Below are 24,068 nucleotides of genomic sequence, written 5' to 3' on the forward strand. Positions count from 1 at the left end.
TGGCAAGCGATTCCGCACGAATTTGACCGTTTCGCTGACGAAATCAGTAGGCTAACCGCCATGACTGCTCGTGAAGGCTCAGCTCCCGACTCCTCAGCACGCGAACTCCGGAACTTCGTCGACGGCCGCTCCGTTGAAGCGCGCGGCACGGGCAGCATCCCGCTGATCGACCCGGCGACGGAGGAGGTCTACGCCACCGCGCCGGTCTCCACCGAGGCGGATGTCGCCGACGCGTACACCGCCGCCGAGCGCGCCTTCCAGACGTGGGGGCAGACCACGCCGGCCGAACGTCAGCTCGCGCTGTTCCGGATCGCCGACGCGATGGAGGCGCGGGCCGAGGAGTTCGCGGACGCCGAGTCGCAGGACACCGGCAAGCCGCGTGCCACCCTGGTGGAGGACGAGATCCTGCTGTCGGTGGACCAGATCCGCTTCTTCGCCGGGGCCGCCCGCAATCTCGAGGGGCGGTCGGCGGGGGAGTACATGCCCGAGCACACCTCGTTCATCCGGCGCGAGCCGATCGGCGTCGTCGGTCAGGTGACGCCCTGGAACTACCCGCTGAACATGGCGGTGTGGAAGTTCGCCCCGGCTCTGGCCGCGGGCAACACGACCGTGCTGAAGCCGTCGGACACGACCCCGCTGTCGACGCTGCTGCTCGCGGAGGTCGCCGCCGAGTTCCTGCCGGCGGGCGTGCTCAACGTCGTGCTCGGCGATCGGACGACCGGCGCGGCGATGACCGCGCACCCCATCCCGCAGCTGATCTCGATCACCGGATCGGTGCGGGCCGGCATGGAGGTGGCGCGTGCGGCCTCCTTCGACCTCAAGCGGGTGCACCTCGAGCTCGGCGGCAAGGCGCCCGTGATCGTGTTCGACGACGCCGACATCGAGAAGGCGGTCGCCGGAATCGTCGCGGCCGGATACTTCAACGCCGGTCAGGACTGCACGGCGGCGACCCGCCTGCTCGTGCAGGACGGCATCCACGACGAGTTCGTCGCGGCCCTCGCGCAGTACGCTCGCGAGAACGCGCGCACCGGCGCTCCGCGGGAGGACGGCATCCTCTACGGTCCGCTGAACAACGCCAACCAGCTGGCGCAGGTGTCGGGATTCGTCGACCGGCTGCCCGACCACGCCCGCGTCGAGCTGGGCGGCAACCGCCAGGGCGACCGCGGCTACTTCTGGGAGGCGACGATCGTGTCCGGGCTCCGGCAGGACGACGAGGCCGTCCAGAACGAAATCTTCGGACCGGTGCAGACGGTGCAGCGGTTCACCGACGAGGCGGAGGCGCTGGCGAACGCGAACGGCGTGAAGTACGGGCTGGCGTCGTCGGTCTGGACGAAGGACCACGGCCGGGCGATGCGGTTCGCCAAGGGGCTCGACTTCGGCTGCGTGTGGATCAACACGCACATCCCGATCGTCGCGGAGATGCCGCACGGCGGGTTCAAGCACTCCGGCTACGGGAAGGACCTGTCGGTGTACGGCTTCGAGGACTACACGCGCATCAAGCACGTCATGTCGTACATCGGAATTTAGGTCAGAGCGCGTTATCACAACGCGTGTGCTCTCTAGACTCCCCGGGTGATTCTCTCTCGTAACTCCAGCACCCTGTCCTCTCGCTCCCGTGTGCGCCGGTGCGTGCGTGCGGCTGCCGTGGCGGCGGCTGTCGCCGGCGCCCTCGTCGTGGCTCTCGCGCCGTCCGCGCCCGCGGGCGCCCTGATCGGCGGGACGCCGGTTGCGGTCGGCGAGCGTCCCTACTTCGCGACCGTGTCCGGGCCTGCCGGCGTGTGCGGCGGCGCGATGATCGGCACGGAGTGGGCGATCACGGCCGGCCACTGCGTCGCACAGGGGGACGCTCGCGACGTCGTCGTGACGGCGGGATGGACCAGGGCCGGCGAGGGTCGTCCGGTCACCCTCCACGGTATCCAGGCGTACCGGCATCCGACCGTCGACATGGCGCTGATCCGCGTGCCGGCGACGCCGGGTATCGCGACCGTTCCGCTGGCCGACGCACCGCTCGTGGCGGGCGACACCTATATCAGCGTGGGCGCAGGTGAGGGGAGCGGCGAGCGCCTCACGGAGGGCCGCTTCAGAATCGACTGGGCGAGCCCGTATTGGGAGTTCACGGCGAAGGGAGCCACGGGCACGGAAGGGAACTGCTACGGGGACTCCGGGAGCCCCGACATCATCGAGACGCCGGCCGGAGACCGCCTGGTCGGCGTCGCCTGGGGGATCACCCCGCAGACCTGCGGACCGACCACGCGATCGCGCAGCTACAACGTCTGGTACCCCGCGACCCGCCAGTGGATCGCGTCGGTCACCGGGGGCGCATCCTCCTGACCCCCGTCAACAGCTCCGGACTTTTTCGCCCCCGCCGCGGCGTGTCGGGCGGAAAAAGTCCGGAGCTGTTGGCGTGGGCGGCGGGTCAGGAGTCTCGGCGCGGGATGCGGAGGGGGTTGCCGTCGCGCAGTTCGGGCGGGAGCACGGCCTGCGGGGCGTCCTGGTAGGCGATCGGGGTCAGCCAGCGGCGGAGGGCCGTCGCGCCCACCGAGGTGTGGATGCTCGCGGTGGTCGACGGCCAGCCACCGCCATGGTGCTGCGCCCAGCCGATGGCGACACCGGTCGGCCAGTCGTCGAAGAGGAGGCGGCCGGCGACGGCGGAGAGAGCGGCTGCCAGTGCGGTGACGTCCTCCTCCGTTCCGCGGTGGATGGTCGCGGTGAGGGACGGCTCCAGCGCTGCGACCAGCGCCGGCTGCTGGGGGTCGTCGTAGCGGACCAGCACGGTGACCGGTCCGAAGCACTCCGCGAGGAAGGGTGCGGGTTCGGCCAGGAAGGTGTCGGCGTCCACAAGCACGACGGTCGGTGCGGACGCGCCGTCGGCAGCATTCCCGCGCAGCACCTCGACCGAGGGGCGCGCCGAGAATGCGGCGACGCCGTCGGCGAAGGCGGCCGTCATCCCGGCGGTCAGCTGACGGCTCGACGACGCGTCTCCGAGCGCGTTCCGGACCGCCTCCTCCACGCCGCCGCCGGACGGCACGAGGACGAGTCCCGGCTTGGTGCAGTACTGACCCGCGTCGCGGGTGAAGGAGGCGACCAGGCCCGTCCCGATCGCGTCTGCGCGCTCCGCGGCGGCGGTCCGGGTCACGACGACCGGGTTAATGCTGCCGAGCTCCCCGTAAAAGGGAATGGGGTCGGGGCGCGAGACGGCCAGGTCGTACAGGGCCCGGCCGCCGCGGGTCGAGCCCGTGAACCCGGCCGCGCGCACGAGCGGGTGGCGGACCAGTTCGGTGCCCGCGTCCATCCCCTCGACGAGCGCGAACCAGCCGGGCGGGAGGATGCGCGTGGCGAGAGCGGCCGTCCGGCGGGAGAGCAGGGGGTGGCCGGGGTGCGCCTTGACGATCACCGGGCAGCCGGCCGCCAGCGCTGACGCGGTGTCATTGCCCAGCACCGAGAACGCGAACGGGAAGTTCGACGCCGCGTACACCGCGACCGGGCCGAGCGGGCGCAGCATGCGGCGGAGGTCCGGCCGCGGCGGGATGAGTGACGCGTCGGGCGATTCGACCACCGCCTCGAGGTACCCGCCCTCACGGATCACCCCCGCGAAGAACCGCAGCTGCGCGGCGGTGCGCGTGACCTCTCCGTCGAGCCGGGCTGCGGAGAGGTGCGTCTCCTCCTGGGCGATGCGGACGAGTTCCGCCCGGTCGTCGTCGAGGGCGTCGGCCAGCGCCTCCAGCCATCCGGCGCGCTCCTCCCGGGTCGTGGGGCTCGATGCGGCACGGGTGGCCGCGACCGCCGCATCGGCCACGGCGGTCGCGGACACGCCCGCGATCCCGGTCATGCGAACGCCGCCAGCCCGGTCAGCGCCCGGCCGAGCACGAGCGTGTGGATCTCGTCCGTGCCCTCATAGGTGCGCACCGACTCCAGGTTGGCCATGTGACGCATGACCGGGAAGGCGTTCGTGATGCCGTCGCCGCCCAGGATGGTGCGCGCTTCGCGGGCGATCGCCAGCGCCTCGCGCACGCTGTTCAGCTTGCCGACGCTGATCTGCGTCCGGGTGAGCCGCCCCGACTCCTTCAGGCGGCCCAGATGCAGCGCCAGCAGCATCCCCTTCTCGTACTCCACCAGCATGTTCGCCAGCTTCTCCTGGATGAGCTGGGTCGCGCCGATCGGGCGGCCGAACACCTCGCGCGTCGTCGCGCGCTCGATCGAGACCTCCAGGCAGTCGCGGGCGGCGCCCATCGCACCCCACACGATGCCGTAGCGCGCCTCGTTGAGGCACGAGAAGGGACCCGAGAGGCCGCGCGCTCTGGGGAGGAGAGCCGAAGCGGGGAGGCGGACCTCCTCCAGCACCACATCGCACTGCACCGAGGCGCGCATCGAGAGCTTTCCGTCGATCGCGGTCGCGGAGAACCCGGGCGTGGTCGTCGGCACCAGGAAGCCGCGGACACCCTCGTCGGTGGCTGCCCAGACGACGGCGACATCGGCGAGGGCGGCCAGCCCGATCCAGCGCTTGACGCCGGTGAGCACCCAGTCGTCGCCGTCGCGGCGGGCCGTCGTGCGCATGGCGGCCGGGTCGCTCCCGCCCTCCGGCTCGGTCAGCGCGAAGCAGCCGATCCGTTCGCCCCGGGCCATCGGCGGCAGCCATTCCGCCTTCTGCTCATCGGAGCCGAACTTCGAGATCGCACTCATCGCCAGGGAGCCCTGCACGGAGACGAACGTGCGCCAGCCGCTGTCGGCGGCCTCCAACTCATGGCAGACCAGACCGTAGCTGACGGCGCCGGCGCCCGCGCATCCCTCGTCCTTCAGGTGCATGCCGAGCACGCCGAGTGCGCCGAGCTCCGCCACCAGCTCGCGGCGGAAGTGCTTGTCCTCGAAGTCCTGCTCGATGACCGGGCGGATGCGCTCGGTCGCGAACGCGCGCGCACGGTCACGCCAGCCGCGCTCCTCGTCGGTGAGCAGGTGGTCGATGCTGAACGCGTCGTCGAGGGTCGTCGTCACGGTCGGTCCTTTCGGGGGTGATTCAGGTGGGGGTGGTCGTGCGGCCGCTCAGCGCTCGGCCGCTCAGCGCGCATCCGTCCAGCGCGCCTCGTGCGCGCCGAGCAGCGGGGGCGGGGTGCGGTGGAGAGCCGGGGCCGTGTCCAGCCGGATGGGCGTCGCCGGCTGGCGCGAGGTGCGCCCGGTCTCGGGGTCGACGCTCGTCACGACCGGCTCCAGCCCGAGCGACTCGGCGAACGCGAACGCCTCGCCGATGTCGTTCACGAGTCCAGCCGGGACGCGGGCACGGGTGAGCGCATCCACCCAGTCGGCGGCAGCCCGCGAGGCCAGCAGCGGTTCGAGGATGCCGCGCAGCGCGTGGCGGTCGCGCACGCGCGCCTCATTGGTGGCGAAGCGCTCGTCGTCGGCGAGTCCGGGATGGCCGAGGACGCCGGCGAACGCGGCGAACTGGCGGTCGTTGCCCACGGCGACGACGAGCTCGCGGTCCGCCGCCCGGAACAGCTCGTACGGCGCGATGCTCGGGTGCGCGTTGCCGAGGCGGGCGGGGGAGCGTCCGGTCGCGAGCGTGCCGGACGCCTGGTTGGTGAGGGCGGCCAGAAGCGACCCGAGCAGGTCCACATCCACCCGGGAGCCGCGCCCGGTCGCGTCGCGCTGGCGGAGGGCGAGCAGGATGCCGGAGAACGCGTTGAGGCCGGTCAGCACATCCACCACGGCGACGCCGACCTTGCTCGGTTCGCCGTCGGGCGCGCCGGTGATGCTCATCAGCCCGCCGACCGCCTGCACGAGCAGGTCGTAGCCGGGGAGTGCGGCACCTGCCTCCCGCCCGAAGCCGGTGATCGAGCAGAACACCAGCCGCGGGTTCGTCTCTCGAAGGGTCTGCTCGTCGAGGCCGAAGCGCTCCATGACGCCCGGCCGGAAGTTCTCGATCACGACGTCGGCCGTGCTCGCCAGGCGACGCGCTGTCGCGAGCCCGTCGGAGGTGGAGAGGTCGCAGACGACCGAGCGCTTGTTGCGGTTGACGGAACCGAAGTACGTGGACTCGCCCGCGTCGTCCACCGGAGGACGCCACGCACGGGTGTCGTCGCCGGTGGGGCTCTCGATCTTGATCACGTCGGCGCCGAAGTCGGCCAGCATCATGGTGGCGTACGGCCCGGCGAGCACGCGCGAGAAGTCGGCCACGCGGACTCCGCTCAGCACACCCGCCTCCGGCTTCTCGGGGGTGGGGCCGCGGTCGTCGGCCATGCTCGCTCCTTCGCTCGACACGAATTCATCCTATAGCGAATGATTCGATCGCGTTATCGTGGACGGGTGACCACCTCCACGCGCGAAGCAGCACGGACCGGCCGCGCGGCGCCGGGCGCGCGCGACGCCGTGTTCGCCCAGCTCGACGACGCGGGACGGGCGGAGCAGGTAGCCCGGCGGCTGACGGATGCGATCGTGCTCGGGGTGCTGGGGGCCGGCGAGCGCCTCCCCAGCGAGGCCGAGCTCGCCCGCCGCTTCGGTGTTGCGCTGGTGACGGCGCGGGAGGGGCTCGGGATGCTCCGGCAAGCCGGGCTCGTCGAGACGCGGCGCGGGCGCGACGGCGGCAGCTTCATCGTGCATCCCGGTGAAGCCGATGACACCTTTCTGTCCGCGCGGCTGCGCGGGCTCTCGCAGGTCGAGCTCAGCGACCTCGCGGTCTACGTGACGACGATCGCCGCTGGGTGCGCCGACCGCGCCGCCGAGCGTTCAACACCCGCCGACGACGACCGGCTGCGCTCCTGGCTAGCGGCCGCGGACTTCTCCGCGCCCGCCGAGGCGCGGCGCAATGCCGGCGGGTTCCTGCTCGAGCTCGCCGTGCTCAGCCAGTCCGCACGACTGGTGCGGGAGCAGCTGCGGCTGCAGGCGGAGTTCGGTCCCCTGCTGTGGCTCGGGATGCGCGACCCGGCGCTGCGTGCCGCGACCGCATCCGCCGCTCGGGAGGTCACCGAGGCGATCGCCGCGCGCGACGCCGCGACCGCTCGTGCCCGGGTGAGCGGGCTGCTGGATGAGGTGGCCCGATGGTTGCTCGCCGCGAAGGCGCGGATCGAGCGGGGAAGGACGATCGATGGCTGAGACGACGACGGCGGCCGTGTCGACGGTCCCGACTGCGGCAGTCCGGGTCTCGGAGCTCTTTGCGCGCATCCACGACACCCTCGGCGGATGGCGCGAGGCGATTCTCGCCGACGAGCCGGCCGGGGCGACCTCGCTCGACGACCGGGTCGCCGCACTGGTGCTTCCGGCCCTCGCGGCCGACGACCCGCTGCTCATCGGCGCGGGCTTCGTCGCCGCGCCCGAACTGACCGGCGGCACCGACGTCCGGTTCTGCTGGTGGCTCGGTCCGCTCGACGACAACCCGGTGTTCGGCGCGACACGGGCGCCCTCGAAGCTCGACCTCGCCGCGCGCTCGTACTCCGACTACCTGCGCGACTTCCGGTCGCTGGAGTGGTACAGCGTCCCCCAGTCGACGCACCGGACGCACATCACCGGCCCGTACGTTGACCACCTGTGCGCGTGCGACTACATCGTCACGGTGACGTCGCCGGTCGAGTACGACGGGCGGATGCTCGGCGTCGTGGGTGTGGATGTGTACGTCAAGCGCCTCGAGCGGGAGCTGCTCCCGGCCATGCTCGCGAGCGACCGGCCGCTGGCGCTCGTCAACGAGCACGGCCGCGTGACGGTGTCCACAGATCCGGCCGTGCCGGCCGGGACGGTCATCCCCGTCGGCCCCGACGCGGAAGAGTGCGCGGGGACGACGTTCCGGCTGGTGGCGACCGGAGTCTGAACGGCGGGCTACACTCGCATCGACCAGCGCAATGCGCGACCGGCGGCCGACGGCCGCCGGGGAGCACACGGACGACCAGGAGGAGCCGACGATGACTGGCGGCTTCATCCGGTATGCGCCGACGGCCGGCCCGTCCCGGTGGCTGCTCATCGCGGGTCGCCGGTTCGTGGCCGCGGTCGAGAGCACGGCCTCCGACGAGATCGTGGATGCCGTGTACTGGCTGGCGGACTCCGAGCTCGCGACCATCGAATCCGTCGTTGGAGCCTTCCCGCTCGCCGGGCCGGACAGCGTCCGCTCCTTCGCCGTCGCGGAGATCGCCGAGCCCAACGCCGCGGGCGAAGTCACCGTGACGGCGGTGGTGCGCGGCTCGGCCGCCGTCGACGTGTTCTCGGTCGGCGGTGCACGCCGGTTCTCGGCGGGAGGCGTCCAGCCGTGGGTGCTGGCCGAGTTCCGCACCGTGACGGGCCTGGTTCTGCAGGGCGACGACGCGCCGACGGGACCGGTCGCCCGGCTCTCCATCGGGTCGCTACCGCTGCGGGTCGGGGTGACCGACGGCGAGCTCCTGACCTGGACGCTGCAGCCGATCGAGCGCGCCGAGCGCAGCCGGGAGGCTCCGGTCGCGGCCGCAGCCGTGACGGGACCGGCCGCGGAAGAGACGATCATCCGTGACCGCAATCAGAGCTCCAGCTTGTTCGGGGGAGCCGGAGGCGCGGGCGATGCCGGCGACGCGGGCGCCGGGGATGCCGGAGCTGACTCGGAGATCGTGCCGCCCGCCGCGCATCCCGCCCCGCACGAGCTCCCCGGCGCTGTCGACATCGACGAACCCGCGATTCCGGCCATCATCGCCCCGGCTCGCGACACGCCGGTCGCGCCCGCTGGGCCGCTGACGATCCGCACGGATGAGGTCTCTCCGCCGACGGAGCCGGTGGTGCTGCCGCCGCCCCGCGCGACGTTCGCTGCCCGCCTGCCGTCGGGGGACACGATCGCGCTCGACGTGCCCGTCCTGATCGGTCGACGGCCGGCCCCGCAGCGTGTCGACTCCGGCGTGGAGCCGCGCCTCGTCACCGTCCCGTCGCCCAGCCAGGAGGTGTCGTCGACGCACGTCCGCATCGAGCAGTCGGGGGACGCGGTCGTCGTCACCGACCTCCGCTCGACGAACGGGACCGTGGTGACCGGTCCCACCGGCGCGCAGCGGCTGCGGCCGGGGGAGTCGTCCGTCGTGCTCGCCGGAGCGAGGGTGGAGATCGGCGACGGTAATATCATCGAGATCACCGCCCGCAGAGACGAAGGACGCGAGTGACCCAGATCGGTCGCAGCAGCAGACGCCACACCGTGGCTGTCCCCGGCGATCCCGACGCCCGCATCAGCCTCTCCTGGGCCGCCCTCAGCGACACCGGATATCGCCGCAGCGTGAACGAGGACAGCCTCCTCGCGCGGTCCCCGATCTTCGCCGTCGCCGACGGGATGGGCGGCCACACCGCAGGAGACTTCGCGAGTACTGCGGTGGTCACGCGTCTCGCCGAGAAGGTGAAGGCCGACTTCGTCGGAGAGCTCGCCCTCACCGAGGCGCTCCGCTCGGCGGTCGACGACATGACCCGCGGCGTGGGCCAGACCGACCTCGGAACGGGCACGACGGTCACCGGCATCGCCCTCACGCTGGTCGACGGCAACCCGTACTGGCTGGTGTTCAACATCGGAGACTCCCGCGTCTACAGCTACCGCGACGGGACGCTGGAGCAGCTCACCGTCGACCACTCGATCGTCCAGGAGCTGCTGGATGCCGGTGCCATCACCCCGGCGGAGGCCGAGGTGCACCCGCACAGCAACGTCATCACGCGCGCGGTCGGATTCAACGAGGACCCGGTCCCCGACTACTTCCTGCTGCCGATCGTCGCCGGCTCCCGGCTGCTGGTGTGCTCGGACGGCCTGACGAAGGAGCTCACCGAGCACGGCATCCGCTACTTCCTCGGCGAAGGCTCCTCTCCGCTCGATGCGGCGCAGCAGCTGATGGATGCGGCACTCGGCAACGGCGGGCGCGACAACGTGACCGTCGTGGTCGTCGACGTGCTGGCGACCCCGGAGTCCGGAGCGCACCGCGAAGGCGTCTCCCGCAGGGCCGCTCGCCGCCACTGATTCTGCCCCCCGACTTGGGGGTAATCGAGTTGTCCCCAGTGCGGGTCCGGGCCGGTCGGCGGCGGTATCCGGCTGCCTACAATTGTCAGACGCCTCGCAGCGGCGAAGGCGTGATCGACGAACGGGAGGAGCCGATGGCCCGGCGTTTGCCGTCCCAGCCGCCGAACCTCCCCGGTTTCTCCTACGTCCGGGTGCTGGGTTCCGGCGGCTTCGCCGACGTCTTCCTGTACGAGCAGAACATGCCGCGACGTCAGGTGGCGGTCAAAGTGATGCTCGCCGAGGTGGTCACGAGCCAGGTCAAGCAGATGTTCCAGGCCGAGGCCAACCTGATGGCGCAGCTGAGCACGCATCCCTCGATCCTCACCGTCTATCAGGCCAGCGTCTCCTCCGACGGGCGGCCGTACCTGGTCATGGAGCTCTGCTCGGCGGCGATCGGCCAGCGGTACCGCACCGAGCCGCTGTCGGTGCCGGAGGCGCTGAGCACCGGCGTGCGCATCGCCAGCGCGGTCGAGACCGCCCACCGGGCGGGAGTGCTGCATCGCGACATCAAGCCGTCCAACATCCTGAGCACGGCCTACGGTCACCCGGTGCTGAGCGACTTCGGCATCGCGGCCACCCTGAGTGAGGCCGACGTCACCGAGGCGATCGGCCTCTCCATCCCGTGGTCGGCTCCCGAGGTGCTGCTCGACGAGACGAGCGGGACGATCGCGAGCGAGGTCTGGTCGCTCGGCGCCACCCTGTACTCGCTGCTCGCCGGGCGTTCGCCGTTCGAGGTGCCGGGCAAGGAGAACACGTCCGCCGAGCTCATCCAGCGCATCACCAAGAGCCGGCCCCTCCCGATCGGGCGGGCCGACGTCCCGCCGCGGCTGGAGCAGGTGCTGATGCGCGCGATGTCGCGCCGCCCCTCCCAACGACAGAGGAGCGCGCTGGAGTTCATCCGCGAGCTGCAGGCGGTGGAGAGCGAGCTCGGGCTGCCGCAGACGCCCATCGAGGTCGCCATGGACGATTGGGCCCTGGCGACGGCCGGCGACCCGGAGGACCGCACCCGCGTGAAGGGCGTGGTGGCCGTCGACCCCGGAGCGCGTCGCCGTCGCCGCCGAGCGGCCCCTGCCTCGGCGACGGTCACCCGCGCACCGACCCGGACCGTCGTCCGCGAGAGCGGAAGCGCGCAGACGCCGCAACAGGCCGCCCCGTCGAAGACCTCGCGCGCTCTCGTGCTCTCGCTCGTCGCCTGCGCCGTGCTCGTCGTCGTGCTCGCCGTGACGGCTTCCATCGTGCTCGTCCGGGCCGGGGCCAGCGACGACATCCCGACCGTCCGCGACCTCAGCGGCCGCGTGACCGGCAGCACCATCGTGTTCACCTGGACCGACCCAGGGCTGCAGGAGGGCGACACGTACCAGGTCACGGTCGATGACCAGCCGCCCAGCAGCCAGCATGCGACCGAGTTCCGCGTGGATGCGAAGTCGGGTCAGACCGTCTGCGTCACGGTTACGGTGAACCGCGACGGCAAGACCGGCACTCCGAGCGGGCAGAAATGCGTCGAAGGGACGGGCGGGACGTGACCCGCCTCGGCGCCATCGGCTCCTGGCTCGCCGCGCACAAGTCCATCGCGGCAACAGCCGTGAGCGGGACGGCGGTGGCCGCTCTGGTGACGACGCTCGCCGTCGTCTCGGGCGGCTACAGCGCGCAGCACCTGCGGCTCGATGACGCCTCGGTCTGGGTCGCGAGCGACGCCAAGAAGTCGCTCGGCCGGGCGAACACCGAGATCGACAAGCTGAACTCGGTGGTGGCCGGCACCGGCGAGGCGCTCGACGTCGTCCAGGATGGCACCGACGTGCTCCTGCTCGACCGGGAGGCGAACACGGTCGCGGTGGTGGACCCGGCCACCGCGGAGGCCGGCAAGTCGGTCGCGCTCCCGCCGCGTGCACCGCAGGTGTCGCTGGCCGACGGCCACGTCGCGCTGCTGTCCCAGACGACGGGCCAGCTGTGGCTGACCGGCGTCGACCAGCTGGAGGACTTCAACTCCGGCTCGGCGGCCACGATCGACCTCGGCGGCCGCGCGGTGTCGGCGATGGACCCGTCCGGCGTGCTGTTCGCGTACCAGCCGTCGACCCGTGCGCTGGTGCGTGTCGCCCTCGACGGCGCCGAGCCGTCCACGACGACCGAGACTCTGCGCACGCGGGGCGATGGAGCGGATGTCTCGCTCACCTCGGTGGGCGGCCACTGGGCCCTGCTCGACCCGTCGGCGCGCACGCTGTCGATGGAGGGCCGGACGGTCAGCCTCGCCGCCTTCCTGCCCGAGGGCGACGATCCGGTGCTGCAGCAGCCGTCGGCGGATGGGGACGCCGTGTTCATCGCCTCCACCGCCGGGCTGATCCGGGTGCCGCTCGACGGCGGGTCGGCGACGCGTGCGTTGGCCCGGCAGTCCGGTGCGCCGGCCGCGCCGGTGACGGTCGACGGCTGCACCTACGCCGCCTGGAACGACGGGACGGCCTGGCGGTCGTGCTCGGCGTCGGGGTCGGCGTCGGGTTCGGGCGAGCGGTCGACCCTGAAGGATGTGCCGTCCGGCGCCGTGCTCGGCTTCCGTGTGAACGGCGACCGCGTCGTGCTGAACGACGCCCGCTCCGGCGTCTCCTGGGCGGTGCAGAGCGGAAACGCCCGCATCGACAACTGGGACGAGCTGGTGTCGAAGAAGACCACGCAGGAGCTCGTCAACCAGACCAAACAGGATGACGCTCCGCAGTACGAGAAGCAGGAGCAGCCTCCCGTCGCCGTCGCCGACTCCTTCGGTGCCCGGCCCGGACGCGTGACGCCGTTGCCGGTGCTCCTGAACGACTACGACCCCAACGGCGACGTGCTGACGATCGACTCGTTCACCGCGGTGCCGTCGAACCAGGGCACGATCGAGCTCACCAACGCCGACCAGCAGCTCCAGCTCTCCCTCCCCGACACGGCCACCGGGACGATCGCCTTCGACTACACGATCTCGGACGGCCGCGGCGGGACCGCGACAGCCCACGTGACCGTCGCGGTGCGGACCTCGGCCGAGAACAGCCCACCGGTGTGCGTGCGCAACGCGAAGGCCGTCGTGCAGTCCGGAGGCCGCGTGTCGGCTCCCGTGCTGGGCGACTGCTACGACCCCGACGGCGACTCCTTCTACCTCGCCGGGGCATCCGTCCCCGCTCCGGACACCGTGACGTTCACGCCGCAGGGCCAGGTCGCCTACTCCGACCACGGCGATGGCGAGGGGGTGAAGGATGTCGCTCTCACGCTCTCGGACGGGCGCGCAGAGGCCGCCGGCCTGCTCGCCGTCACCGTGCGCGCCCCCGGCCAGGTGCCGATCATCGCCGATCCCTTCGCCGTGGTGGCCTATCAGGGGCAGGAGGTGACGGTCGCGCCGCTCGACCACGTGCGCGGCGGCAACGGCACCGTTCGCCTGAGCACCGTCCCGACCAAGGCGGACGCGACGATCACGCCGGACTATCAGGGCGGAACCTTCCGCTTCGAGTCCGACCAGGCCGGGACGCACAACATCGAGTACTCGGTCACCGACGGCATCGTGACGGCGACGGGCGTCGTCCGGGTCGAGGTGAAGGCGCCGCCCGGAGCCAAGACCGCACCGATCGCGGTGCCGCACACCGCGTTCATCCGCGAGCAGTCGACACAGGACGTCGACGTCCTGGCGACCGACATCGACCCGTCCGGCGGCGTGCTGCTCGTCACCGGGGTGACGGAGCCGGACGCCGCGACCGGCGTCCGCGTCCAGGTGCTGCAGCAGCGCACCCTCCGCGTCACTCTGAGCCGACCGCTCGAGGGCCCCGTCGACTTCCACTACCGGCTCAGCAACGGCCTGGCCGACACGACCGGCACGGTCACCGTCGTCCAGCTCCCGCCGCTGACGGTGCACCAACCGCCGATCGCCGCTCCCGACAGCGTCTCGGTCCGGGTGAACGACGTGGTCGACATCCCCGTGCTCGCCAACGACGTGCAGCCGGACGGCGACAAGCTCACCCTCGACCCGACGCTGGCCACGCCGCTGCCGAGCGGCGCCGGGCTGCTGTTCGCCAGCGGCGACCATCTCCGGTACCTCGCGCCTGGGAAGCCCGGCAACTACACCGCCGCGTACAAGGTCTACGGCGCCGACGGCCAGTGGGCGACGGCCGAGGCGACCATCGCGGTGCGCGAGCGCGACGCCGCCACCAACAACCCGCCCGTGCCCAAGACCGTCACCGCCCGCGTGCTCGCCGGCGACACGGTCCGCATCACCGTCCCGCTGTCCGGGATCGACCCCGACGGCGACTCCGTCCAGTTCATCGGCCAGGAGACGAACCCGCAGAAGGGCGCCGTGATCGCGTCCGGGCCCGATTGGATGGATTTCCAGGCCGGTGACTACGCGGCAGGCACCGACACCTTCACGTACGCCGTGGTCGACGCGCTCGGAGCCCGTGCCACCGGGACGGTCCGCGTGGGTATCGCCGCCCGGGTCGAGGGCGCGCGCAACCCCATCGCGGTCGAGGACGACGTGACGGCCCGGCCGGGCCGGACCCTGTCGGTGCAGGTGCTCGCCAACGACAGCGACCCCGACGGCAGCCCGCTCAGCGTCACGGCGGTGACGTCGCTCGACGGCAAGGCGAAGGCGAAGATCAGCGGCGAGGTCGTCACCGTCACCGCGCCGCAGGCCGAGGGCGCCTACGGCTTCCTCTACACGATCCAGAACGAGCGAGGCGGCACGAGCCAGGCCTTCCTGCGGCTCACGGTCGACAAGAACGCGCCTCCCGCCCGTCCCGTCGTCTCGGACACGACGCTCGGCCTCTCCGACATCCTCGGCAAGGACCGGGTCGACGTGAACGTGCTGGCCAACGTGTTCTTCGCCGACGGACCGGTCTCGAGCCTGAAGCTGTCGCTGGTGCCCGGCTACACCAGCGATGCGCAGGTCACCTCGTCGAAGCGCATCCGGATCGCGATCGGCGCGAAGAGCCAGATCGTGCCGTTCCGGGTCGCCAACCCGGAGGACGAGACCGTCGTCGCCTACGGGTTCGTGCGAGTGCCCGGCTACAACGACGCCCTGCCCCAGCTGAAGCGGGGTGCGCCCAAACTGACGGTGGTCAGCGAGAAGACCCTGACCATCCACCTGAACGACTACATCGTGGCCGTCGGCGACCGGAAGGTACGGCTGACCGACGCCGCGACCGTGCGTGCCACCCACGCCAACGGGGACGACCTGGTCGCCGGGAGCGACACCCTCCAGTTCACGTCGTCGCCACGGTACTTCGGGCCGGCCTCCATCTCGTTCCAGGTGACGGACGGCACCAGCGCGACCGACCCGGACGGCAACGTCGCGACGATCGTGCTCCCGATCGAGGTGACGCCGCGCGAGAACCAGCCGCCGGTGTTCACCGGGGCGCTCATCGACTTCGAGCCGGGCCAGACGAAGACGATCGACCTGACCAAGGTGACCAAGTACCCGTACGCCAAGGACGTCGGCGAGCTGGTGTACTCCATCCAGGATCCGCGACCCGCCGGTGTCTCCGCGTCGTTGAACGGGCAGAAGCTGACCGTGACCGTGGCCGCCGACGCCGAGAAGGGCACGCGGCCGTCGCTCTCCATCGGCGTGAAGGATGCCGTGAACGCCGGGCAGGCCGGGCGCATCGACATCTCGGTCGTGCCCTCGACGCGTCCGCTCGCGAGTCCGCAGCCCGACCGGGTGATCGCGCCGCGCGGGCAGACGTCGACGGTGGATGTGCTGGCCAATGACGGCGCGACCAACCCGTTCCCGGGCAAGCCGCTGCGCGTCGTCGCCGTGCGCGGCCTCGGCGCCGGGCTGCCGGACGGCGTCAGCATCACGCCGAGTGCCGACAACTCGGAGCTCCAGATCACCGTCTCGCAGACCGCGGCCGCCGCCGACACCACGCTGCAGTACGAAGTCGCCGACGCGACCGGCGACCCGGACCGGTACGTCTGGGGAACGGTGACGGTCTCGGTTCAGGACCGCCCCGCTCCGGTGTCGAACGTGCAGATCAGCGCGATCGCCGACCGCAGCCTGACGCTCACCTGGATCCCCGGTGCCTTCAACAACTCGCCGATCACCGGCTTCGAGGTGACTATGGCGTCGGCGTCGACCGGTGCGGTGCTGTCCACCACGCCGTGCGCGACGACGACCTGCGCGATCACCACACCGGGCAACGGGCCGTCCAATTCCGTCACCTTCAGCGTGCGCGCGAAGAACGCACTCGGACTCTCGGACCCGACGACGTATGCCGAACCGGTGTGGTCGGATGTGGTGCCGAACGCTCCTGCCGCCCTCTCGTCGACGCCGCTCGACCAGGGCCTCCGGGTCACCTGGGCGAAGCCGGCCGACGCCGCGGGGGCCAGCCCGATCACCTCGTACGTTGTGTCGGTGGGCGGCGTGACGAAGGCCATCCAGGTGCCGGGCACCGATCCGGTCGGCACCCGGTACGCGCTCAACGTGACCGACCCGGGGATCGCGAACGGCGCGGCGATCGGCTTCACGGTCGCCTCGCGCAACGACTTCTACCAGGGCAGGACCACCTGGAACCAGAGCCAGGGGAGCGGCGTGCCTGCGGGGGCGCCGACCACGACGGGCATCGCCCCCGTCGCCACCCCGAGCACGACGGACGGCACCAGCGCCACGCTCAGCTGGTCGAACGTCTTCGGCGACAACGGCACGGCGATCACGGCGTACTACGTCGCCGTGTTCCAGGGCGGCAATCCCACCTTCTGCCGGGTGGACGGCGTCGAGGACGGCCAGCCGACGCTCAGCACCGGCGGCCTCACCCGCGTGCAGGGCGGCAGCACGACCTTCGACGGGCTCAACCCGAACCGCACCTACAACTTCATCGTCTACGCCTACAACGGTCAGGGCTGCACACCCGCCGCCGTCGTGAGTGCGACTCCGCGCCAGGCGCCCGGCGACGTGAACCAGATCGCGGTCACCGGACGCACGCAGAACGGCGACACCGTCGACTTCGGCGTCTCCATCTCCTACCGTGCGGGCGGCGGCTCAAACCCGGTCTTCGACTATCAGCTGCTCAGCGGGAACACCGTCGTGGACTCGGGTCAGCTCGCGGGGACGTCCGGCGTCCTCACCGGCTCCGGCGGCAACCACTACGGGATGCCGCTCACCGTCAGGATCACCCGGGTCTGCGAGAGCTACACGGACAGCGCGCCGCTCTGCTCCGACCAATCGGCGACGCAGGACCTCGGCGTCGCGGTGAGCCTCGCCATCGGCGGTGGCCGCTACGACCCCGCCAGCCACGTGTTCACCTGGACCAGCTGGCCGACCGGACAGTACGACGCCGTCACCTACAGCTGCGACGGGACGACCCAGCTGCCCATGCCGCCGGTCGGGCAGACCGCGTCCTGCACGGCGCCGGCGAACGACCCGTCGCCGACGCTGGTCGTGCGCGTGGTCAGCGGGTCCGACACGTACAGCCAGCCGTACCCGGGATCGAGTCTGCAATGAGTGCAGGACGCCATACTGATGAGATGTGCCGCTCCGTGCGGCCCGCATCCCCTTCCCAGCGGCCCGACCGGCCGCGCCCCGAACCGAAAGAGGCCGGAGCATGACGATGACCCCCGAGCAGGCGACGTGGTTCTCCGGAGTCTTCGATCGGCTCGTCGCCAACATCGACCGGGTGCTGCTGGGCAAGACCCACGTGATCCGGCTGGCCCTGACCGCGCTGTTCAGCGAGGGGCACCTGCTGCTCGAGGACTTCCCGGGCACCGGCAAGACCTCGCTCGCCCGCGCCATCGCCGAGAGCGTGCGCGGGACGACCAACCGCGTCCAGTTCACCCCCGACCTCCTTCCCGGCGACATCACCGGCGTCAACATCTACGACCAGCGGAGCGGCGCATTCGAGTTCCACCGCGGTCCCGTCTTCGCCAACATCGTGCTCGCCGACGAGATCAACCGGGCGAGCCCGAAGACGCAGTCCGCCCTCCTCGAGGTGATGGAGGAGCAGCAGGTCACGGTCGACGGCGTACGGCACTCCGTCGGCGCTCCGTTCATGGTGATCGCCACCCAGAACCCGATCGAGCAGGCGGGCACCTACCGGCTGCCGGAGGCCCAGCTCGACCGCTTCCTGATGAAGGCGTCCATCGGCTATCCCGACCACGAAGCGACTCTGCGCATCCTCGAGGGGTCCGAGCGCCGAGCGCACGAGGTCGTCGTTCCGGAGGTCATCTCCGCCTCCACGGTCGTCGAGATGGCCACCATGGCCCGCGGTGTCCATGTCGACGCGACGATCAACGACTACGTCTCGCGGCTCGTGGAGGCCAGCCGGACGGCCGACGAGATCCGGCTCGGCGTCAGCGTGCGCGGCGCCCTCGCCCTCCTGCGCGCGGCCAAGACCATGGCCGCGGCATCCGGCCGGTACTACGTCACCCCGGACGACGTGAAGGCCCTCGCGGAGCCCGTGCTCGCCCACCGCCTCGTGCTCGACCCGGAGGCCGAGTTCGAGGGCGTCAGCTCGTCCAGCCTCATCGGCCAGCTGCTGATCGAGACCCCGCCGCCGAGCGATCGGGCCGCCGTGTGACCACCGTCACCCGTTCGCAGACCGAGCTCACCAACGCGCGCGCCCGCATCGTCGGGGAGCGCGATGGCTTCCTGGCCGACGCGATCGTGTGGGTCGTCCGCACGTCGGCGACGGCCGGGCGCGCGGTCGCGACACTCGCCCGGCGGATCAGCGCGGTGGTCACCGCGCTCGGCTGGTCGATGCTGCTGCTCGCGCTCGTCGCGCTGACCGCGGGTTACGTCTTCGGCTGGGTGGAGGCGGTGGTGGCCGGATGGACGGCGCTGGTGCTGCTCGTCGTCGCCTCGGGCTACCTCATCGGCCGCACCGCGTACGACGTCGGGCTCTCGCTTCCGGCGAACCGCGTCGTGGTGGGGGATCGGGCGCCCGGCGAGGTGGCCGTGCGCAACACCCTGCGCCGCGGTCTCCCCGGCGTCCGTGTCGAGGTGCCCGTCGGGCAGGGACTCGCCGAGTTCGCCGCCCCGCCGCTCGCGGCGGGCGAAGAGCACTCCGACGTCTTCGTGGTGCCGACCACCCGGCGCGGGATCGTGCCGATCGGTCCGGTGCGGACCGTCCGCGCCGACCCGATCGGACTGCTCCGCCGCGAGGTGGTCTGGGCCGACTCGCTCGACCTGTTCGTGCATCCCCGCACCATCGCCATCCCGAGCATGAGCACCGGCTTCGTGCGCGACCTCGAGGGGTCGCCGACCCGCGACCTCACGGCCAGCGACATCGCGTTCCACGCGCTCCGCGAGTACGTCCCCGGCGACGAGCGCCGCTACATCCACTGGAAGTCGACCGCGAAGACCGGCAGCTACATGGTGCGCCAGTTCGAGGAGACCCGGCGCAGCCATCTCCTCGTCGCGCTCAGCCTGTCCGCCGCCGACTACGCCACCGAGGACGAGTTCGAGCTGGCCGTGAGCGTCACCGGGTCGCTCGGCGTGCGCGCGATGCAGGACTCGCGGACCGTCTCGGTCGTCGCCAGCGCGGAGACCCCGGACTTCGCCAAGCGGATGGTGTTCAGCGCCCGGCGGCTGAGCACGGTCAACCGCGGGCGGCTGCTCGACGATCTGTCGGGAGTGGAGACCGCCGAATCCGCCCTCCGGCTCCCGGAGCTGGCGCAGGTCGCCTCCGACGGCTCGGCAGGCATCTCGATCGCCTTCCTGATCTGCGGTTCCACGCCGTCGGCCGCGCAGTTGCGCGCCGCCGCCGGGCACTTCCCGCTCGGCGTGGACGTCGTCGCGATCGTCTGCGACGAGGGCGCGGTGCCGTCGATGCGACGGGTCGCCGACCTCAGCGTGCTCACCATCGGCTACCTGGAGGACCTCCAGCGCAGCCTCGCGAAAAGGCTGGCCCTCTGATGCCCGCCCGCCGCTCCGCCGCCGTCCTGATCGACGTGCTCTTCGCGCTCGTCGCCGTCACGCTCGGCGCGTGGTCGTTCTGGCCGGTCTACCAGTCGCCCGAGTTCGTCCTGATGCTGGCCGTGACGCTGCTGGCTGGGGCCGCCGTGGCAGCGGTGGGATGGGCGTTCCGCCTCCCGAGCATCGCGGTCGCCGGGCTGATCGCGGCCGTCTACCTGGGGCTCGGCGTCCAGCTCGCCGTGCCGTCCGAGGCGACCGCCGGCGGTCTGCTGCCGACCGGAGCGGGGTTCGTCGACCTGGTGCAGGGCACCTGGCTCAGCTGGAAGCAGCTGGTTACCATCAGCATCCCGGTCGGGTCGTATCAGGCGCTGCTCGTCCCGGCGTTCCTGCTGACGTTGGTGGCCACGGTCCTGACCGTCACCATCGCCCTCCGGTCGTCGCGGCCGGAGCTCGCGACGCTCCCACCGGCGCTGCTCTTCGTCGCCGGGATCGTGCTCGGATCGTCGGTCTCGTCGCTGCCCCTTCCGCTGCTGTTCGCACTGTTCGTCGTGCTGCTGTCGTGGCTGATCCGGTTCCGGCTGCAACGGCGTGCCGCATCCATCCGGTCGCTGCGGGAGCAGAGTGGACTGCTGGTGGAGTCACGGCGGGAGCGGCGCTCGACGGCCCTGCTGACCACGGCGGGCGCCACGGTGATGCTCATCACCGCGGCCGCTGCCGGGATCGCGGCGGCGGCGTTCATCCCGCCGGCCGGCGCGCGACAGGTCGCGCGGACCGCGGTGGAGCAGCCCTTCGACCCGCGCGAGTACCCGAGCCCATTGAGCGGTTTCCGCTCCTACTTCGAGCCGGAGCACGCCGACCAGGCGATGCTGACCGTCACCGGCCTCCCCGCCGACCGGCGGCTGCGGATCGCGACACTCGACACGTACGACGGCGTCACCTACGCGGTCGGGAGCGGCGACGAGACCAGCGCATCCGGATCGTTCACCCGTGTCCCGTACCGCATCGACCAGGGCGCGACGAAAGGCAAGCGCACGACGACGAGCGTGGTCGTGCGCGACTACCGCGGCCCGTGGCTTCCCGGGAGCGGTCAGCTGGAACAGGTGCGATTCAGCGGCGAGGACGCCCAGCGACTCGCGGGAGCGTTCTTCTACAACAACGTGACCGGAACCGGCGCGGTGACCACCGCGCTCCGGAGCGGCGACACCTACACCGAGGAGACGGTCGTCAAGCCGCAGCTGACGGCGGACCAGCTCGAGAAGGTCGAGCCGGGGACCGACTCCGTGCCGCGCCCGCGCGTCATCCCCGACGAGCTCGCGTCTGCACTGCAGAACTACACCGTGGGAGTCGACGGCGCCGGCGCCAAGCTCGCGGCGGCCCTCCGCGGGCTCGCCCAGGACGGCTATATCAGCCACGGCGTCGGCCCGAAGGAGCCCGCCAGCCGGTCGGGGCACGGCGCCGACAGGATCACCGAGCTGCTGACCGACGTCCCCATGCTCGGCGATCAGGAGCAGTACGCGGTCACCGCCGCGCTCATGGCCCGGCAGCTCGGGTTCCCGGCGCGGGTCGTCGTCGGGTTCGTGGCGCCGAAGGACGCGACCGGGTCCAACCTGACGTTCGTCGGATCGGACATCTCCGCCTGGATCGAAGTGCAGACGACGTCCGGCTGGGTGACCGTCGATCCCACTCCGCCCGTGCGCCCGGTTCCGCCGAAGCAGCCCGATCAGCCCACGCAGATCTCCCGGCCGCAGACCAACGTGCAGCCGCCGGTCGACGAGAACCCGCAGCGCAACGACGAACCGCCGCAGGCCCAGGTCGACCCGTCCAACCAGCCGCAGCCGAACCCGGTGCTGGAGACGCTCCTGGCCGTGCTGATCGTCGTCGGCTGGACGCTGCTCATCCTGGCGCTCGTCGCATCGCCGTTCCTCGCCGTGCTCGCCGCCAAGTGGCGGCGGCGCGCGATCCGCCGATCGGCGCCGACGGCGCGCGAACGCATCGTCGGCGGGTGGCGCGAGTTCGCCGACGCGGCCGTCGACCACGGCTACGATCCGCCGCCGGCCGCCACGCGCGTGGAGTTCGCCGACACCATCGGCGGATCGCGTGCGAACGCGCTCGCCAAGGTCGCCGACCGGGCGACGTTCAGCGGCATCGCTCCGACGCCCGCGGAGGCCGAGACGGTCTGGAAGGCGGTCGACGAGCTCCGCTCGCAACTCGCGAAGCGCGACACGCGCTGGAAGCGGCTGCTCGCGGCCGTCTCGCTGCGATCGCTCGGCTACCGTGGAAGACGGAACGGGAAGGGACGGGAACGATGAACTGTCGGGTGTGCGGAGCGGAGCTGGCCGAGGGCACGCTGTTCTGCCCGCTGTGCGGCAGCTCGGTCACGTCCTCCCGCGTGCGCGCTCCCGAGATCGCCGACCCGCGTCCGTCCGACACGTCGATCATCTCCGACCGCCTCGCCGAGTCGCGGCCCGCCCCTGCGGTCGCCGGACGCTTTCCGGAGGATGTCCTCCTGGATGAGGACGGCCTCCCGCCGACGCAGGCGATGACCATCGTGCCCGTGGAGGAGGCCCCGCCCGCGCACAAGCCGGCGCAGCGGGCGTACACGCTGAGCTTCTCGACCGGCGATGTCGTGGAGGTGTCGGGTTCCGGGCTCATCGGCCGCCGCCCGATCACGCAGCCGGGGGAGCACATCGACCAGCTCGTGGTGGTCTCGGACCCCGGGCGCAGCGTCTCGAAGACCCACCTCGAGTTCGGCCTCGAGGGCGACGAACTGTGGATCTGCGACCGCTACTCCGGCAACGGCACGATCGCGCATCCCCTCGGCGGCGTGGCCCGCCAGTGCGAGGCCGGTCGCCGCTACCGCGTCACCCGCGGCACCCGCGTAGAAATCGGCGACCACTGGTTCGACGTCTCCTGACCCCGCCCAAAGCGAACAGCTCCTGAGTTTTTCGGTGCGACACGCGGGGTGTCGTGCGAAAAACTCAGGAGCTGTTGGCTAGAGAGACAGGGCCGGGCTCAGGCGAGGGCGTCGGCCACCGGGAGGGAGTCGAGGCCGTGCGCCGAGGCGACGCCCTCGTTCGTGACGCGACCGTCGTGGACGTTGAGGCCGAGCGCGAGGGATGCGTCCGCCCGCAGCGCCTCCTGCCAGCCGCGGTTCGCGATCGCCCGGGCGTAGGGGAGCGTCGCGTTGGTCAGCGCGTACGTGGAGGTGTGGGGGACCGCACCCGGCATGTTGGCGACGCAGTAGAACAGCGACTGGTGCACCGTGAACGTCGGGTCGGCGTGCGTGGTCGGGTGCGAGTCCTCGAAGCAGCCGCCCTGGTCCACGGCGATGTCGACGAGGACGCTGCCCGCCTTCATCCGCGACACCATCTCGTTGGTGACGAGCTTCGGCGCCTTCGCACCGGGCACGAGCACCGAGCCGATGACGAGGTCGGAGGCGACGACCGCCTTGTCGATCTCGAAGCTGTTCGACGCGATCGTCTTGATCCGGCCTGCGTAGAGGGCGTCGAGCTCGCGGAGGCGCTGGATGTTGGTGTCGAGCACCGTGACCTCCGCACCCAGGCCGACGGCGACCGAGATGGCGTTCGTGCCCGCGACGCCGCCGCCGAGCACGGTCACGACCGCCGGGTGGGTGCCCGGGACGCCGGGGACGAGCAGGCCGGGGCCGCCGTTCGGCTTCAACATGGTGTTGGCGCCGACGATGGGCGCGAGGCGTCCGGCGACCTCGCTCATCGGGGCGAGCAGGGGGAGCGCGCGGGTCGGCAGCTGCACCGTCTCGTAGGCGATGGCGGTCACGCCGCCGTCGATCAGTGCACGGGTGAGGGCTTCGTCGGCCGCGAGGTGCAGGTAGGTGAAGAGCACGAGTCCCGGCCGGAAGTAGCCGTATTCGCTCTCGATCGGCTCCTTGACCTTGAGGATCAGGTCGCCGGCGGCCCAGGCGGCGGCGGCGTCCGGCAGGATGGTCGCGCCGGCTCCGGCGTACAGCTCGTCCGGGATCGACGACCCGACGCCCGCGCCGGACTCGACGAAGACCTCGTGACCGGCGCCGACCAGGTCGTGCACACCGGCCGGCGTGATCGCCACCCGGAACTCGTTGTTCTTGATCTCGCGGGGGATCGCGACCTTCATGGGGCTCCTTCGACACTTCGACGTGGTGGTTCGCTCTCACCATAGCGGGGTTCACGGAGGATTTCGACTGAATTCTGGATGAAGCGGTGCTGATTTCGCGGACGGACGGCCCTCTCGCAGACGGTT

16 protein-coding genes are annotated in these 24,068 nt (G+C 71.5%); 12 read left to right on the forward strand and 4 right to left on the reverse strand.

Annotated features, from left to right (window positions below):
- The first annotated feature begins 60 nt into the window (after positions 1-60).
- Entirely contained in the window at positions 61-1,527 is a 1,467-nt protein-coding gene (locus AXZ95_RS09720; protein WP_018190845.1) for a gamma-aminobutyraldehyde dehydrogenase, read from the forward strand.
- Positions 1,528-1,572: 45 nt separating this feature from the next.
- The gene (locus tag AXZ95_RS09725; RefSeq protein ID WP_231374400.1) at positions 1,573-2,331 is read left to right on the forward strand and encodes a S1 family peptidase; all 759 of its coding nucleotides are present in this window, start codon (positions 1,573-1,575) and stop codon (positions 2,329-2,331) included.
- 85 nt (positions 2,332-2,416) lie between these two features.
- Here the strand turns inward: AXZ95_RS09725 and AXZ95_RS09730 are convergent, their stop codons facing one another.
- The 3 genes from AXZ95_RS09730 to AXZ95_RS09740 all read right to left on the reverse strand — a co-directional run bounded on the left by AXZ95_RS09730 (position 2,417) and on the right by AXZ95_RS09740 (position 6,228).
- Positions 2,417-3,829 carry an aldehyde dehydrogenase (NADP(+)) gene (locus AXZ95_RS09730; RefSeq protein WP_018190847.1) on the reverse strand — a complete coding sequence of 471 codons (1,413 nt, stop codon included), beginning with the start codon at positions 3,827-3,829 and terminating at the stop codon, positions 2,417-2,419.
- A complete protein-coding gene (locus AXZ95_RS09735) occupies positions 3,826-4,989 on the reverse strand; it encodes an acyl-CoA dehydrogenase family protein (RefSeq protein ID WP_018190848.1) in 1,164 nt (387 codons plus the stop codon). The genes AXZ95_RS09730 and AXZ95_RS09735 overlap by 4 nt, the downstream gene beginning before the upstream one ends.
- A gap of 63 nt (positions 4,990-5,052) precedes the next feature.
- Entirely contained in the window at positions 5,053-6,228 is a 1,176-nt protein-coding gene (locus AXZ95_RS09740) for a CoA transferase (protein WP_133638822.1), read from the reverse strand.
- A gap of 66 nt (positions 6,229-6,294) precedes the next feature.
- On the opposite strand from AXZ95_RS09740, the gene AXZ95_RS09745 reads away from it, so the two are divergent.
- From AXZ95_RS09745 to AXZ95_RS09790, 10 genes are all read left to right on the forward strand, one after another.
- On the forward strand, positions 6,295-7,080 hold the full coding sequence (locus AXZ95_RS09745) for a GntR family transcriptional regulator (protein WP_018190850.1): 786 nt from the start codon (positions 6,295-6,297) through the stop codon (positions 7,078-7,080).
- Positions 7,073-7,789 carry a cache domain-containing protein gene (locus tag AXZ95_RS09750; protein ID WP_018190851.1) on the forward strand — a complete coding sequence of 239 codons (717 nt, stop codon included), beginning with the start codon at positions 7,073-7,075 and terminating at the stop codon, positions 7,787-7,789. Before AXZ95_RS09745 ends, AXZ95_RS09750 begins: the two co-directional genes overlap by 8 nt.
- Before the next feature lie 91 nt (positions 7,790-7,880).
- Positions 7,881-9,089, forward strand: coding sequence for an FHA domain-containing protein (locus AXZ95_RS09755; RefSeq protein ID WP_043742296.1), 1,209 nt, complete (start codon positions 7,881-7,883; stop codon positions 9,087-9,089).
- A complete protein-coding gene (locus AXZ95_RS09760) occupies positions 9,086-9,922 on the forward strand; it encodes a protein phosphatase 2C domain-containing protein (protein WP_018190853.1) in 837 nt (278 codons plus the stop codon). The genes AXZ95_RS09755 and AXZ95_RS09760 overlap by 4 nt, the downstream gene beginning before the upstream one ends.
- A gap of 110 nt (positions 9,923-10,032) precedes the next feature.
- On the forward strand, positions 10,033-11,484 hold the full coding sequence (locus AXZ95_RS09765; protein ID WP_018190854.1) for a serine/threonine-protein kinase: 1,452 nt from the start codon (positions 10,033-10,035) through the stop codon (positions 11,482-11,484).
- Positions 11,481-17,405 (forward strand): Ig-like domain-containing protein, encoded by a 5,925-nt coding sequence (locus AXZ95_RS09770; RefSeq protein WP_018190855.1) that lies wholly within the window; start codon positions 11,481-11,483, stop codon positions 17,403-17,405. Before AXZ95_RS09765 ends, AXZ95_RS09770 begins: the two co-directional genes overlap by 4 nt.
- Positions 17,406-17,505: 100 nt before the next feature.
- Positions 17,506-18,477, forward strand: coding sequence for a MoxR family ATPase (locus tag AXZ95_RS09775; protein WP_018190856.1), 972 nt, complete (start codon positions 17,506-17,508; stop codon positions 18,475-18,477).
- A complete protein-coding gene (locus AXZ95_RS09780) occupies positions 18,474-19,814 on the forward strand; it encodes a DUF58 domain-containing protein (protein WP_018190857.1) in 1,341 nt (446 codons plus the stop codon). Before AXZ95_RS09775 ends, AXZ95_RS09780 begins: the two co-directional genes overlap by 4 nt.
- Positions 19,814-22,123 carry a transglutaminase-like domain-containing protein gene (locus AXZ95_RS09785; protein WP_018190858.1) on the forward strand — a complete coding sequence of 770 codons (2,310 nt, stop codon included), beginning with the start codon at positions 19,814-19,816 and terminating at the stop codon, positions 22,121-22,123. Before AXZ95_RS09780 ends, AXZ95_RS09785 begins: the two co-directional genes overlap by 1 nt.
- Positions 22,120-22,728 carry a zinc-ribbon and FHA domain-containing protein gene (locus AXZ95_RS09790; RefSeq protein WP_026307157.1) on the forward strand — a complete coding sequence of 203 codons (609 nt, stop codon included), beginning with the start codon at positions 22,120-22,122 and terminating at the stop codon, positions 22,726-22,728. The genes AXZ95_RS09785 and AXZ95_RS09790 overlap by 4 nt, the downstream gene beginning before the upstream one ends.
- A 98-nt stretch (positions 22,729-22,826) precedes the next feature.
- Here AXZ95_RS09790 and ald read toward each other — a convergent pair whose 3' ends face one another.
- The gene (ald, locus tag AXZ95_RS09795; protein ID WP_018190859.1) at positions 22,827-23,942 is read right to left on the reverse strand and encodes an alanine dehydrogenase; all 1,116 of its coding nucleotides are present in this window, start codon (positions 23,940-23,942) and stop codon (positions 22,827-22,829) included.
- Positions 23,943-24,068: the final 126 nt, after the last annotated feature.

The sequence above is a fragment of the Leifsonia sp. 115AMFTsu3.1 genome, from assembly GCF_004362795.1.
Lineage (GTDB): Bacteria > Actinomycetota > Actinomycetes > Actinomycetales > Microbacteriaceae > Leifsonia.

Coding starts and splice junctions, on each gene's coding strand:
- AXZ95_RS09755 (WP_043742296.1), top strand. CDS start 7,881: ATGACTGGCGGCTTCATCCGGTATGCGCCGACGGCCGGCCCGTCCCGG.
- AXZ95_RS09720 (WP_018190845.1), top strand. CDS start 61: ATGACTGCTCGTGAAGGCTCAGCTCCCGACTCCTCAGCACGCGAACTC.
- AXZ95_RS09730 (WP_018190847.1), bottom strand. CDS start 3,829: ATGACCGGGATCGCGGGCGTGTCCGCGACCGCCGTGGCCGATGCGGCG.
- AXZ95_RS09775 (WP_018190856.1), top strand. CDS start 17,506: ATGACGATGACCCCCGAGCAGGCGACGTGGTTCTCCGGAGTCTTCGAT.
- ald (WP_018190859.1), bottom strand. CDS start 23,942: ATGAAGGTCGCGATCCCCCGCGAGATCAAGAACAACGAGTTCCGGGTG.
- AXZ95_RS09750 (WP_018190851.1), top strand. CDS start 7,073: ATGGCTGAGACGACGACGGCGGCCGTGTCGACGGTCCCGACTGCGGCA.
- AXZ95_RS09785 (WP_018190858.1), top strand. CDS start 19,814: ATGCCCGCCCGCCGCTCCGCCGCCGTCCTGATCGACGTGCTCTTCGCG.
- AXZ95_RS09790 (WP_026307157.1), top strand. CDS start 22,120: ATGAACTGTCGGGTGTGCGGAGCGGAGCTGGCCGAGGGCACGCTGTTC.
- AXZ95_RS09740 (WP_133638822.1), bottom strand. CDS start 6,228: ATGGCCGACGACCGCGGCCCCACCCCCGAGAAGCCGGAGGCGGGTGTG.